The organism is Bdellovibrio sp. ZFWA1 (genome assembly GCF_056175665.1).
Window position 1 is genome coordinate 806296 of the sequence record NZ_JBJKJH010000001.1, and the last position, 13549, is coordinate 819844.

Here is a 13549-nt window from a genome sequence, read left to right on the forward strand (position 1 = left end):
CATGAATACACAGCGTGCAAAACAACTTATCGAAGAAATTCAAGAACTCACCCGCCAATATCATGCTGAAGTAAGTTCAGTCAGGAAACCCTGGCCGAAATCTATAAAAACGAGAATCCAAGAATTGTTTGAACTAGACGTACCGGTGAAGAAAACAGCTCGGCAAATCGACATCCCCTATGCGACCATTATGTCCTGGCGAATTCGGCCCAAAAAGAAAATCAAACCAGATTTCCATGCCCTCACAGTTAGACCCAGTCCAACCGTCACAGTTGGACCATCTAACAATCAGAAGTCTAATAGTGGTCTAACTGTGACGGTTAGAACACCTGAAGGATATATTTTGGAAATTCCCGAAGCCATTGCGGCCAAAACCATTCTTGAACTTCAGCGGGGGGTCTCATGTTTCTAGATCGCAAGGGACTTCGCGCATTCATCTATCGAGAAAGTATAGATATGCGGTGTGGGTTTGAAAAGTTGCACTCGCTTTGTGTTCACCAAATGCAAGCCATCATGGATCAGGGGCATGTGTATATATTTTTCGGAAAAAACCGCAAACGAATCAAAGCTCTGTTTTATGATGGTACTGGATTGGTACAGATTTCAAAGCGTATGGAAAAGGGCAACTTCATGTCTTTAGCAGATTTACTTGGCCGTTCCGAAGTCAGTCTTGCAGAATTAAAGATGATTTTTCATGGCAGTATGATCAGAACTCCGATTGTGGATCGGTCGCTATCAGCATCAATACCACAAAATGCACTGACGCAAAGGGAGTCAGTTGATCTTCCCAAAGGGGCCATTCAGAATCTTGTCTGATGGATGAGCGAACTCGACGAATTATTGAAAGCGAAAAAGATCCCCGCATTTTGCAGGCGCTTTTGACACAAGCACTCGAGTTCATCGATCAACAAAAGGCTTTGGTAGCAAAACTTCAGGAGGAGCAGGCGCTGAGCGCACAATCCAAGTTTAATCTCGATGAGCGCGTTAAACTTCTTCGCCGAAGTATTTTTGGCAAATCCGCAGAAAAAAGAGCTGAGGCAACAGACCGCCCGCGCGATAAGAGTCAGACCGAGGCTTTGTTATTTAGCCAGGCCGCATTTCCTGCTGAAGTTTCACGCGAGGATCAAACAAAAAACAAGTGGTCTGGTCTTCCAACTCAAGAAGTTGAACATCATTTTGCTGATCGCGAACTTGATGAAGAAGCAAAGCTTCGTGGTATTGAAAATCCGCAGCCATCAATGTGGAAAAATACGGGCCTTTATGATGAATCCTTCCGCATAGAAATCATCGAACGCTCTTACTTCAAAGAAATCCACAAAAAGTTCAAATACAAGCTTGATCCAAAATTCAATCCCGATCCTGATAAAGAAGTTATTATCACGGCCAATGGCCCTTCGGGTCTATTGCCGGGAATGAATTACTCCACAGATTTTGTCGTCAGTGTTGTGGCGGATAAATATATCAGCCACATGCCACTTGAAAGACAAATTCGAGAAATGGAGTCTTTGGGACTTAAGGGAATCAAGAACAGTACTTTATCCAGAATGGCCGGACTTGTGGCAGCAAGTTTGGAATCCATTCAGGCAGAAATTCTTAAGGAACTTAAAGTTACTGATTTAGCACTTCACCTGGATGAGACGCCTTGGAAAATCCAAAACAAAGATGAAAAGGACGGCTATATGTGGGTTGTGAGCAACCGCTATGGTAGTCATTACTTATTCAAACCCACCAGGTCAGGGCAAGTTGTAAAAGAATTTTTGGATGGATACAACGGTCCAGTGGTGACTGATGGTTATAGCGGTTACAATGTTCTTCAAGAGGCGGCAATCCCACAAGCTTTCTGTTGGGCCCATGGCCGCAGAGAATTTATAAAAATCGAAGACCACGATCCATCGGTGAAACCCATCTTAGATGACATCGATAAATTGTTTGAGATCGAGCGCGAGGCTAAGTCTTTCGAGGAACTCGCAAATATTCGAAGGACCAAAAGTCTCGTTGTTGTAAATGATTTAAATCGAAAACTTCTGGAAGAGTTTCCGAAGTCCCGGCCAGGAAGTCAGAAGCGCAAAGCCATTGAGTACCTCACCAAACGGTGGGATGGTTTTACATTGTTTTTAGGGGACATCCGCATTCCACTTTCCAACAACGAAGCCGAACGCACAATTCGACATGCTGTCGTTGGAAGAAAAAACTATTATGGTTCTGGAAATCATGCTGGTGGAGAAACAGCTGCGACCTTGTTTTCAATTATTGAGACGTGCAAAAAGAATGATCTTGATCCGCGGACCTATCTTAGCATGGCACTGCATATGGTGGCCGACGGAAAAACACCGCCGACGCCACTGGCACATGCCCGAGCCCTTCGTCAATAACGCGTCTTACGCAGGGTTTACTGTCGTCAAGCCCACATCCAAGAAATATAGCTTTTGAATCTCTTCCCTCGAAGCCCCTCGCAACGGAGGAAATGTTGCTTGAGTATGCACGCAAGACAACAGCACCCTAGCCTCAATAAGTAGCTCTACAACACGACGAATATCTCGAGACTGCGATAACGGATCAATCTTTGAATAAACAATTTTCTGACCAAGATAGTGGACAATCGATTGAAAAATGCGACGAACTCGATCTGAATTAATTCTACGATTGTACTTTGGAAAATCAGCTGAGTAAGTCTGCAGAATCTGACTTTGAACCGCGCGAACATCAAAAATACTTTTTGAATCAACAAATGTCTTAACAGCCTCGGGCATTCCACCCACTAACAAAAATTTTCTATAGATCTCACTCGCTTTAGCTATTACGGCCTCAGAATAATTTCGTTTCTTCAATCTCTCTAGAAGATCATCGTGCCCTAAAGCTAATACAAACTCGGAGTATGTCATTGGCCCCAGATAAAGAAATTCAACCCTACCAACTGGAAAAGATATTGCCTCATCACGAAGAGAAATTTCCAATAATGACCCTGCGCTAATAACTGCAAGATGAGGAGCCTCTTCATAAAAATATCGAAGAAATTTTAATAACGCCGGCTGCTCCTGGATTTCGTCGAAAAAAATTATCGATTTTTCATTAATCCTAACATTGAAGTATAATTGAATTTCGTCAATAACCTCAACAACCGTAACCCCTTCTTTTTCTACAGACTTGAGGCGCATCCTTTCCAAATTGATTTCTATCAACTCGAGACCTTCACTCTGTGCAAACAATCGAACCAACGTCGACTTACCAACCTGCCGGGCTCCTCGAATAATCAATGGCTTACGATTCGTCCTAGCATACCAAGCCTTTAAGGCGGCCTCTTGATTTCTCTTCATATGAAAGACTGTAAACCATTGATTTTACATATTCAAGATGTTTTTTAGGGGCGTTTTTAGGCATGTAAAGATGATTTTCATGCCCTATTTTAGGCGGAAATACTACTTTTCGCCTGACGGCGGCTACTGTCTAGCACGATGTGCTTTTCGCGTGACCGCTACTTAGTAGCGAAGACTCGGAACGGATCGTTGGACTCGGTTAATTGTTGAACCATAAAGATCCCTGGATCGCGAGGGACTTCTAATATAGCGGGCTGAGCCTCTTGCCCTGATCGACCTTCCTCGCCTGCTGGCAGTGTAATTCCATCAGCTCCTGCACGAACTCGGTCGCTGCAAGTCTGCGGATGAACCGGGCCACCTTTTCCACCAACTTGTGATGCGTGCCCCTGACCACCTTTACCAGGTAAACCTGCCTTCTGGTAAATTCTAAATGCAGCCTTCGAATAATCCTCGATTAACACTTTCAAATGACCTGGGCGTCCACCCATATATCCATCTTCAGCATCCGGAGCTTTTAAACCATCTGCACCATTTTGACCGTTCGTCGCACCAACACATACATCCGTACAGCGTTGGAAGTCCCCCTTGCCAGAGCACTTTGTAGTCGTCAGTTCACCAGGAGCTCCCACTCCGCCCGCAGGTGCCGGCTTCCGAATATCTTGATTATAAGCCTCAAAAGCCAAGTCCAAAGAACTTCTTCCATCCGCACCATTTGCACCAATCAAATAAATAAAAATCATCCCTCGAGCTGATTTCGCATTCATCTCGATGTAAGGACCTTTTTCAAGGAGAGACACCTTTCGAGTTACGAAGTGCGGAGAGCTAGGAGTAAAAGTGACTATCTTGCTATTTAGTCCAAATAAGATTTCATTAGCATTTAACACGAGCCGATAACCATTAGTAACTATAGTAGAATCAGCACCCAAGACAATTCTATTAAAATCAGCCGAAATCTCGGTGTCTTCATTAATTGAATAAAAAGTTGGGACCGAAAAATCAAGAGGTACATTTTCAAAAAAATCCAAGTTTGACATAACTAAGCCATCACTTGTTGATGACTTAAGGCGAATAGAGAGCTTGGATCCACCAATTACTTTAATTTCAACCAGAGATTCGTCCTTAATGGTTTTTTTGAAATTGTTGTTAACCTCCACCTGCATCGCAGGAACGGATTCAGGCCATTCTATTCTCATCAGGTAGTCGTTCGCGTCGGCTTGGCCGATAAACGAGATCTTTACATCTTCAGCAGTAATACGCGCGGCTGATTGCTCTGAAAGCTGTTTGCGGGATTCATCTAAAAGGACTTCTGAATTCTTAATTTTTGTCTCGACATTCTTTTTATTAAAAGAACAGCCCGAAGCTAAGGCAGATAATGCAAGAACAACCGACAGCGCCTTAATGGAATTTTTAGAGCTCGCAAACATGGTCATAAAATCTCCCTTAACAAAAAATCCCCGGTTGAAATAGTTAGAAGGACGGGGCCACGATTCTGATGTCGGGCCATTCTATAAAAAATTTCGCGTTTTTTCGACTCAAGAGGATTTCAAGGGTAAGAGTTATAAGACTGTCTAAACTTTGGACAAAGGCCCCCGCTCCGAAGGCACTCTATTTGGACTTGATCTTATACTTCTTAAAGATTCGCTGGTACTCGCCAGATTTTTTAAGTTGATGAAGACCTTTATTAAACAAATTTCGGGCCTCATCAGTATTAAAGGCAACCCGGTAGTGATTTTCATCAAAAATTCGGTGCTCCAAAAATTCATGGGGATTCAAGCCCTTAAGGCCAATCAAATAAGCGAAGATATTTCGCTCCATAATAACAACGTCCACTCGGTCCGATAGTAACAATGCTATTTGATCTGATTGATTAGGGAACTCTTTATATGAAGAGTTTTTTTCTAAAGTTCGGCTATAAATAGGCCCCAAAAAATGAAGCGCGTTTTGAAAGCTGGCCACCCGATATGACCCCAGATCTGCAATAGATTTAATCGAGATTTTTTTGGTGTTCTTTGAAATCGCCACATTAGTATAAGTAATATAAGGATCCGAAAGATAGGCTGTAGACTCTTTTACCGTAATAGTCGCATCAATTCGCTTATTGTTGAACTCATACATCAATCGTCTCTGGGGAAAGCTCTTAATTTGCGCCTTCACCCCCGCAAGTTCGAAGCTCCGCTTTACGACTTCAATTTCTGCACCCGATTGATTATCCGTCAGGATAAAAGGCGGCTTGGGCAAACCAACACCCACTACCAAATCTGCAGCGGAAGCCCTGCTAAATACCACTACTTCGCATAATAGAAATAATAAGCTGCATATACGCATAATAAATTTTGCCTCGCCTTCAAATCTAAAAGAACCCGCTCGAAATGTCATAAAGAAATGTTTATAGTTTAGATTTCCGACGAATATTTAATAATTACCTTAGCGGAATTCGGTTTCCGAAATTCAGCAACAGTAAACCCTCTAAATCATTTAATTCGTAGAATAATTACTCATGGATCTTGAACTACCTCGCCTAAAGCAAATGGTGGTATCAATGGATCAAAAGTACAGCGAACTAAAGAAGAAATGGGAATGGATACAGAAGCTATCTAACGAAGAGCTATTAACAGCGCTCAGGACCAAAGTCGCTCAAGAACGGGAAATTCTAGAAGAAGTGCTTCTTCTGATAAAAGAGCTGGATGCTCGAAGCCTCCACCTTGAAAAAGGATTCCCTTCATTATTTGATTTCTTAACTCGCGAGATTGGCTACAGTGAGGGCTCGGCTCAACGTCGTATCGATGCCGTTCGTCTAATAAGAGAGCTCCCCGAAGCCCTCATAAAAATCAATACTGGCGAGCTAAAGCTGAGCCAAATTTCTCAATTGCAAAGATCTGCTCGCGAATCACAAAAGATTCACGGAATGAAGATCACCACCGAAACAAAGAAGCTTCTAATTCAAAAAATAGTCGGTAAAAACGCAAAAGAGTCCGAGTACAGTATTTCCTCCACACTTCAGCTTCCAATTAAAGACTTTGAAAAACAAAAAATTCAAAGCAATCAAAGCATTCGCATAGAATTTACTCTTAGCAAGGAAGCCATCAAAGAAGTCCGACGCGCACAACATTTACTTTCTCACTCGCTAAAAGACAGCCAGATTTCAACATTTTTAATGTTTGTCGCTCGCAAAATCATTCGGCAAAAAGCGATCCCCCATCGCAAAAGAAAAAATATAGAAAATAAAGACAAGGAGGAATCCATGAATCTGTCTACCGAAGAGCATCAGCTACTTAATAACCCCGAAAGTGACCTAAATACCGAACACATCTCTATGCAAGAGTATGAAGGCGAAATTTCTGACCGCGTTCGAAAGTTGATGATTGCCCTCTATAAACATTGTCAGTATAAAGATCCTCAGACTGGGCGAATTTGTGGAAGCCAGTGGCAACTTCAAGTCGATCACATCCAGCCGTTATGGGCCGGCGGTGCTAACAAATTGGATAACTATCGGTTGCTTTGCTCGAGGCACAATTTAGCTAAATATAAAAAAGAAGCTAATATTAAAAAAGTTGAATCGCCACCATTTTAATTTGAGGTGAAATATCGAAACAATACTCAATAAGTTCGGAATCTCTTCGTTCCGAACCGGACAAAAAGAAATTATCGATAGCGTAATCTCAAAGCAGGATATTATAGCGGTGCTTCCAACGGGTGGTGGGAAATCCCTTTGTTATCAAGTACCAGCCTTAGCAACTCAGTCTTTAGTCATCGTTATTTCTCCATTAATCGCTCTGATGAAAGACCAAGTACAGAATCTACAAAAAAAAGGAATCCGCTCGGGGGCCCTGTACTCTGGCCAAAGCATGGATGAAAAACGACTTCTTTTCCATCAAATGAATCAACCCGGTGAGTTTGTATTGTACCTATCTCCGGAACGCGTTCAAAAAGAGGGCTTCCAAAAATGGATTCAAGGAAGAAACATCGCCCTATTCGCTATTGATGAGGCCCACTGTATTTCTCAATGGGGTCATGATTTTCGAAGTGAATACGCCTGTCTTTCGGAACTTCGAAAGTGGCGACCTGATGTTCCTATTTTAGCTCTTACCGCATCGGCAACTCCAACTGTTCTTGATGATATTGCAAAACAACTTCACATCAAGAAGGCTCAGCGAAAAGTCCATGGATTCTATAGATCGAATTTGTACTACCAAGTTGAAACCTGCCAGGACGAGGAAGAAAAGCTGCAATATGTCCTAGAGGCTCTTAAAAAAGTCAAAAATGGACGCGTAATTATCTATTGCGGAACTAGAAAGACCACCGAAGAACTATCCTTAGAGCTTAAATCACGAGGGATACAGAAAGTGGACTTCTATCATGCCGGACTATCAGGGCCAGATAGATCTTCAAGCCAAGAAAAATATATTAAGGGCGAAACTAGAATATTAGTTGCGACCAATGCCTTTGGGATGGGAATTGACCAAGCCGATGTCCGGCTAGTGATTCACTTTCAGATGCCTGCAAATATTGATTCACTTTATCAAGAAATGGGTCGAGCGGGCCGAGATGGCGAAATGTCGACCTGTCTGTTGCTATACTCAAAAAAAGATAAGGGCCTTCAATCCTATTTCATTGATCAAAGTGAAGCCAAAAAAGAAATTAAGAATCTTCGCTGGAAAAACCTGGATGCCCTGGTGGCTTATGCTGAAGGTGGCGAATGTCGACACTCTGAAATATTGACCTATTATAAAGATTCACAACGAATTCAAAACTGCGGACACTGCGATAGCTGCGCACCAGCGGATAGTTTACGAATTCCAACTCCAGCAAGTACAACGGTTTCTTTCACCAAGGTTTTAGGACAGGATAAAACTAAAGCGAAGACGAAAAAAGAAAAGAATCGTTACGACAGTCCATTGAGCCAGGAAGACGAATACTTATTTAATGAATTCAAAAATTGGAGAAAAGCAAAGTCTATCGAAAAAGATGTACCGGCCTTTATGATTTTTGGCGACAAAACTCTTCGAGAAATTGTTAAAAAGAAGCCAACGAGGGTCGACGAGCTTACTACAATTTATGGCGTAGGGGAATCAAAATTGTCTGAATATGGCTCGGAAATTATCAACCTTCTTAGTACCTATGCTGAGTCTGGCCCCCCATCGCTCTGATTTTTTACAGGACAAGACTAGAATTCGACTCCATTACTAGGATTTACAGTTTTTTTGTGGCATAATGTCCGAATGCTCAAAAACCTGTATCGCCCCTATTTTGATTCTCACATTCGTACCCGCGGCCAAGATTATTTCAATCATGGCCAAGTTATAAACCCTGAAGTTAACGATCAATCGATTCAGTTTGATGTCAAGGGTGGAACTATTTATAAAATTTCAATTTCCCTAAAAGAGCCTAAGCACTCTAAGTGCACCTGCCCCTTAGGGAAAAATGGAATGTTCTGCAAACATATGTGGGCTGGAGTTTTGGCGGCAGACAATGTCTTGGGAAATAATGCCTCTGTTTCAACCATCAACTGGCAGGACGTTGCACAAAAGATTACATCTCAGATTCAACAGTCCGAATTGGATGCACTTCAAGCCCAAACGTCAGCAGCAAACTATCGCCCTTTACGTAAAGCCTATTTTACCATCGACAATACTCATGGGCTTTGCCTAAAGGTTTACTTTCAAGAGATCAAAGGACCTAATCGCAGTGGAGCATTGAAAGCTGGCACTTTTTCCGAGACGACTCTTGAGCTATATCAGGAAGAGCAAGACAAAGAAATCTTTCAATTTTTACTTGGCGATGTCAGACCTGTTGCCCCCTACTCTTCAAATAACGAAAGTAATGCTGCGACTCACTTAAAGCTAAATGGCGAACGCGCAGAAGAAGTTTTGCGATTTCTGATTCAAAGACAAGCCCTATATCAAATGAAAGGTGTTGTTCGTATCGACAATCTTTCGATGATTAAAGAAATGGGCCCGTCACTTTACCCTGGCCTTGAATTAGCAAAAACCGATACCGATGTATTTCACTTGAAACAGGTGTTGGTCGATGCTGGCGGAAATTTGCAATATCGTCTCTCCAAAAATAGCAATACTGTCTTCTTAGTTAATAACAATCATGTACTTCAACTCATTCAAGGTGGAATCGGCGACTTCTGGCAAAACTTTTTTAAAGAGGCCAATCCCTTCCCAATTCGACAAAACGAAGCCAAAGAGTTTGTTCTTTATTTCTGTATGAACTTTGGAACCTCTGGCATTAAACTCATTCACCCTCCCGAATTTACCCCTGAAGTCGAACACAAAGAACCCACTTCGCAGCTTCATATACGTGCCTCTGATATGGGCAATGGATATAGTGCCACTTTGCGTTTCTTTTATGAAGGCGTTCAGGCTCCACATAAATGGGGTGCCAATACTTATATTCGAAGCCCCCAAGGAACACTGCTAGAGCGTGATGAAGCCGCAGAAGGTGTGCACTACGATCTTTTCTTCGACTTACTAAAAGACGATGCTAAATTTCTTGATGATGTGACCACATTTGTTCCAGAGAACGAGCTCAAAGGATTTATTCAAACAGCAAGTGAGGTTTTTGAAGTCTACTTTCAACAGCAACGGGTCTATCCCATGAAGGACTTTCATTTAAAAGAAAATTTTAATATGAACTGGTTCGACATTAGCGGAGAGGCACGTTTCAGCGAGTCCCTAAGCCTTTCGCTCCCCAGTTTACTATTGCAAATGACTCGTGGGAAAATGGTGCGTCTCGATTCCGGAGAATGGGGAATTGTGCCAGATGAAATTATCGACCAGTTAAAAACTTTTTCTAACATCGGCAAAAAGACTGAAGAAGGGTTACGCCTCACCAAAGCTCAAGCACTGTTATTAGAGCATGGCCTTCAAACAGATGACGTTATTAAAAATGCCCAACTTAAGAGCGACAAGAGTACTCTTGTCGAAATTCTAAATAAAGTGCAAAACCCGGAGGCCGTAAAGGCCGGTGAAGATTTTGTCGGAGAGCTACGTGATTACCAACAAGTGGGATTAGGATGGCTTTCGATTCTGCGCGAAAACCAATTGGGCGGAATTTTAGCTGATGATATGGGTTTGGGGAAAACCATTCAGGTTCTTGCTTATTTGGCCAATATTCATAACGAAAGCAAAGACTCGCAAGCCAAGCCTGTCAAAAAACTTGTTGTTAAGAACCCAGAGACTGGCCAAGACGAAGAAGTTTTGCAGATTCCCTATCTAATTGTAGTCCCAAAATCACTGCTTACCAACTGGACACTTGAGGCTTTTAAATTCACTCCTCACTTGAAGTCTCATGTTTGGACGGGATCAGATCGTAAGGCCACTTTAGATCAACTTAAAGAGGCCGATCTTGTCATTACAACGTACCAACTCTTGGTTCGCGATTCAGATATCTTTGATAAAATGCGCTTCAATACAATTGTCTTCGATGAAGCTCACTTTGTTAAAAATGCGGGAACTCAGTCTTATAAAATTTGCTCTGTTTTAAATGCGGAAAATCGAGTTGTATTGACAGGAACTCCGATAGAAAACTCGATCAAGGATCTAATTAGTCTACTAAATTTGGCCAACCCAGGATTGATTGATCCAAAATCCAATTTAATAAGTTCAGATCCGACACAATACAAAGCTGTCATTAAAGCAGCTAAGCCATTTATTCTTCGTCGTTCTAAAAATGATGTCCTTAAAGATCTTCCTCCGAAAATTGAAGAAATTTTCTATTGCGAAATGACTCCGGCCCAACAAAAGTCGTATCAGGAACTAAAGGATTTCTATCGAACGTCGTTAATGAAAAATTCAAGCTCTGCTCACGGTGGACAGCGAAAGATTCAAATTTTAGAGGCCTTATTAAGACTCCGTCAGACTGCTTTGCATCCTCAATTGATCAACGAACACTACGAAGACGATTCTGGAAAGTTCGACGCCTTGATTGAAATGCTCGAGAACGTCTACGCCGAAGGCCATAAGGCCTTGGTGTTTTCGCAGTTCACTTCGGCCCTAAAGATTTTAAGAAAGAAAATTGAAGCTTTGGGAATGGAATGCTGCTATTTAGATGGTCAGACAAAAGATCGTGCCGAGGTCGTTAAGACATTCCAAACAGATGAATCTAAAAAAATATTCCTTATGAGCTTAAAAGCTGGCGGAGTCGGTTTAAATCTAACCGAGGCTAGTTATGTCTTTATTTTGGATCCGTGGTGGAATCCGGCCGCCGAAGCCCAAGCTATCGACCGAGCTCACCGTATTGGCCAGACCAAGACAGTGACCTCGTACAAGTTAATTTCTAAAGACAGTATTGAAGAGAAGATATTGGCTCTACAAAAGAATAAGAAGATGTTAGCGGACGAACTTTTCTCTCAAGAAAGTTCATTCGTAGCAAACCTAACCGAAGACGACCTCGACTACCTCCTCAGCTAAAGGGGTCAGGTGTTTTTTTCTAACCATACCGCGTTGATAGAATCGATTCGGATGTTTAAAACAAATAAAGCCAGCTTCACAACGAAGCTGGCTTTATTACGCACCCCGGTTAGAAAAAAACACCTGACCCCCTTTAGAGGAGGGGGGTGAAGCGGGAACTGATTTGGTGGTGGAGCATATCTGCTACGACTCCGCGGTCCTCGTCAGGCGTCGCAAAGTAGGTAGGTAAAAATTCAATGTCGGCTTCAAGTTTTTGAATTTTTAAAGCGGACCACAGTCCTTCGACAAATCCAATATCGCCATACCAGCAGACAGAATCACGATATTCTGGAGTAATAGGTTTACCATTCACCTTCCGAAAATTAATCACCACAGGCTGTATCGGTACTTCCGCATGAGCCGCGGCCATGATCAAAGTTCGTTTAAAAGGCAAGACGCACTCACCATTATGGGAAGTTGCCTCTGGGTACAACGTAATACGAAACCCTTGCTTTAGCGCATCAGCGATTTGATGAAGCTCCCCTAGAATTTTAGTTCGATTTCGTCTTTCAACGTAAATGCACCCACCCATCTCGGTCAAAAGCCCCAAAAAAGGAGTCTCACGCATTTCCTGAGAGGTCACAAAATTCATAGGGAAATGAGACGCCAACATAAGGATATCGATAAATCCCATATGATTAGACACTAATAAAAATGGCTGCTCGTGCTGAGGCAGTCCAATAGAGTTCACACGAATGTTAAAAAGATACAAAATCCAACGGCAAAAGAAAGTCACGTTCTTTGAAAAACGACGACGACGCTCTAAGGGATCTTTGATAATTAAGTGATGAAAAAAAGACGTACTTAAGTAGCTAATAATAACTACTAAAAACAGAAAAAAACGATAGCCGGCCCGAAGATTCATCCACAAGTTTTTTAATTGCATGCGGGTATTAATCTACCCGCAATAATATCCACCTTGCAACAATTAGCTATTTCGCTTCCAAAGAGTGCGATTGATATCTTCCCTTTGCAGGATCGTTAAAAAGTCGATGCACTGAAATTCCTTATCAAATGCGGGCTCTCCGCCTAAAAAAGCACCAATCTTTAAATAGGCACGGCAAAGTGGCGGCACTAACTTTTCCACCTCTTCGCGCTCTGCAGCTGTCAGCGGAGAACGCACATTTTTGATCCAAAGATCCAATGAAGGCATCGTATAAGATAAAGTCGGAGGCGCGAAAAACTGAGCCGCAAACCGTCCCTCTTCTTCAAAATGCCTATAAAGCAAAGCCGCCTCACGTGGATTGGCAGTTTTAATCGAGGCGCAGCCGAACAAAATCTCGGCATTTGCCGCAGCCATATAGTCGGCAATCCCTCTCCATAAAAGAGAAATCACAATGCCGCGACGAAAATCCTTTTGTATACAAGCACGGCCCAGCTCGAGCTTAACTCCTGGTAAGGCCATCAAGCGGCTTAAATTAAATTCCTGAGCACTATAAAAATCTTCAGTAAAAAGACTGCAGTTAATTCGGTAAGTCCCAACCACCTTGCCAGATCTTTTTTCCTTAATAATCAAGTGGTCACATAAAAGGTCAAATCTATCAACATCAAGGCCTCGCACTTGAGGCTTGCCAATCATTTCGTGATGGAAAACCTCCCAACGAAGAGCCAATGCCTCTTTAAGTTCATCTCCGTCAGAAACTGTTTTGTAAATAAAAGGCCCCACCTCGCCATAAATTTCAATCTTTGTTTGAAAGCGATGAAGACCAAAGGCGCGCAACTGATAAAATGAATTTACAGCTGATGAAATACGACGGATTGGCTCGGTGTTTAGCATTT

The 13549-nt window shown here is 42.3% G+C and carries 11 protein-coding genes; 6 read left to right on the plus strand and 5 right to left on the minus strand.

Features of this window, described 5'->3' with window-relative positions:
• The first annotated feature begins 1 nt into the window (after position 1).
• From AC04MN_RS03820 to tnpC, 3 genes are read left to right on the plus strand one after another with little or no spacing between them, the layout of a single operon-like run.
• Positions 2-412 carry a hypothetical protein gene (locus AC04MN_RS03820; protein WP_475381866.1) on the plus strand — a complete coding sequence of 137 codons (411 nt, stop codon included), beginning with the start codon at positions 2-4 and terminating at the stop codon, positions 410-412.
• Positions 403-816, plus strand: a complete 414-nt coding sequence (gene tnpB, locus AC04MN_RS03825; RefSeq protein WP_475381867.1) for an IS66 family insertion sequence element accessory protein TnpB — start codon at positions 403-405, stop codon at positions 814-816. The genes AC04MN_RS03820 and tnpB overlap by 10 nt, the downstream gene beginning before the upstream one ends.
• Positions 816-2372 (plus strand): IS66 family transposase, encoded by a 1557-nt coding sequence (gene tnpC, locus AC04MN_RS03830; protein ID WP_475381868.1) that lies wholly within the window; start codon positions 816-818, stop codon positions 2370-2372. The genes tnpB and tnpC overlap by 1 nt, the downstream gene beginning before the upstream one ends.
• 6 nt (positions 2373-2378) lie before the next feature.
• On the opposite strand, the gene AC04MN_RS03835 is transcribed toward tnpC, so the two are convergent.
• The 3 genes from AC04MN_RS03835 to AC04MN_RS03845 all read right to left on the minus strand — a co-directional run bounded on the left by AC04MN_RS03835 (position 2379) and on the right by AC04MN_RS03845 (position 5690).
• Complete coding sequence (locus tag AC04MN_RS03835; protein ID WP_475381869.1) at positions 2379-3314, minus strand: ATP-binding protein; 936 nt, start codon at positions 3312-3314, stop codon at positions 2379-2381.
• 158 nt (positions 3315-3472) lie between these two features.
• A complete protein-coding gene (locus tag AC04MN_RS03840; protein ID WP_475381870.1) occupies positions 3473-4744 on the minus strand; it encodes a hypothetical protein in 1272 nt (423 codons plus the stop codon).
• Positions 4745-4919: 175 nt separating this feature from the next.
• Entirely contained in the window at positions 4920-5690 is a 771-nt protein-coding gene (locus AC04MN_RS03845; RefSeq protein WP_475381871.1) for a substrate-binding periplasmic protein, read from the minus strand.
• A 121-nt stretch (positions 5691-5811) separates the two neighbouring features.
• Here AC04MN_RS03845 and AC04MN_RS03850 point away from each other — a divergent pair, with 121 nt between their 5' ends.
• From AC04MN_RS03850 to AC04MN_RS03860, 3 genes are all read left to right on the plus strand, one after another.
• The gene (locus AC04MN_RS03850) at positions 5812-6885 is read left to right on the plus strand and encodes an HNH endonuclease (RefSeq protein ID WP_475381872.1); all 1074 of its coding nucleotides are present in this window, start codon (positions 5812-5814) and stop codon (positions 6883-6885) included.
• A gap of 40 nt (positions 6886-6925) precedes the next feature.
• Positions 6926-8461, plus strand: coding sequence for a RecQ family ATP-dependent DNA helicase (locus tag AC04MN_RS03855; protein ID WP_475382955.1), 1536 nt, complete (start codon positions 6926-6928; stop codon positions 8459-8461).
• 72 nt (positions 8462-8533) lie between these two features.
• Positions 8534-11731, plus strand: coding sequence for a DEAD/DEAH box helicase (locus AC04MN_RS03860; protein WP_475381873.1), 3198 nt, complete (start codon positions 8534-8536; stop codon positions 11729-11731).
• 133 nt (positions 11732-11864) lie between these two features.
• On the opposite strand, the gene AC04MN_RS03865 is transcribed toward AC04MN_RS03860, so the two are convergent.
• Entirely contained in the window at positions 11865-12656 is a 792-nt protein-coding gene (locus AC04MN_RS03865; protein ID WP_475381874.1) for a lysophospholipid acyltransferase family protein, read from the minus strand.
• Positions 12657-12698: 42 nt separating this feature from the next.
• The gene (locus AC04MN_RS03870; protein WP_475381875.1) at positions 12699-13547 is read right to left on the minus strand and encodes a GNAT family N-acetyltransferase; all 849 of its coding nucleotides are present in this window, start codon (positions 13545-13547) and stop codon (positions 12699-12701) included.
• Positions 13548-13549 lie beyond the last annotated feature (2 nt).

Excerpts from the sequence above, each read along its gene's own strand:
- AC04MN_RS03820 (WP_475381866.1), top strand. The coding sequence starts at position 2 with ATGAATACACAGCGTGCAAAACAACTTATCGAAGAAATTCAAGAACTC.
- tnpB (WP_475381867.1), top strand. The coding sequence starts at position 403 with ATGTTTCTAGATCGCAAGGGACTTCGCGCATTCATCTATCGAGAAAGT.
- tnpC (WP_475381868.1), top strand. The coding sequence starts at position 816 with ATGGATGAGCGAACTCGACGAATTATTGAAAGCGAAAAAGATCCCCGC.
- AC04MN_RS03835 (WP_475381869.1), bottom strand. The coding sequence starts at position 3,314 with ATGAAGAGAAATCAAGAGGCCGCCTTAAAGGCTTGGTATGCTAGGACG.
- AC04MN_RS03840 (WP_475381870.1), bottom strand. The coding sequence starts at position 4,744 with ATGACCATGTTTGCGAGCTCTAAAAATTCCATTAAGGCGCTGTCGGTT.
- AC04MN_RS03845 (WP_475381871.1), bottom strand. The coding sequence starts at position 5,690 with ATGACATTTCGAGCGGGTTCTTTTAGATTTGAAGGCGAGGCAAAATTT.
- AC04MN_RS03850 (WP_475381872.1), top strand. The coding sequence starts at position 5,812 with ATGGATCTTGAACTACCTCGCCTAAAGCAAATGGTGGTATCAATGGAT.
- AC04MN_RS03860 (WP_475381873.1), top strand. The coding sequence starts at position 8,534 with ATGCTCAAAAACCTGTATCGCCCCTATTTTGATTCTCACATTCGTACC.
- AC04MN_RS03865 (WP_475381874.1), bottom strand. The coding sequence starts at position 12,656 with ATGCAATTAAAAAACTTGTGGATGAATCTTCGGGCCGGCTATCGTTTT.
- AC04MN_RS03870 (WP_475381875.1), bottom strand. The coding sequence starts at position 13,547 with ATGCTAAACACCGAGCCAATCCGTCGTATTTCATCAGCTGTAAATTCA.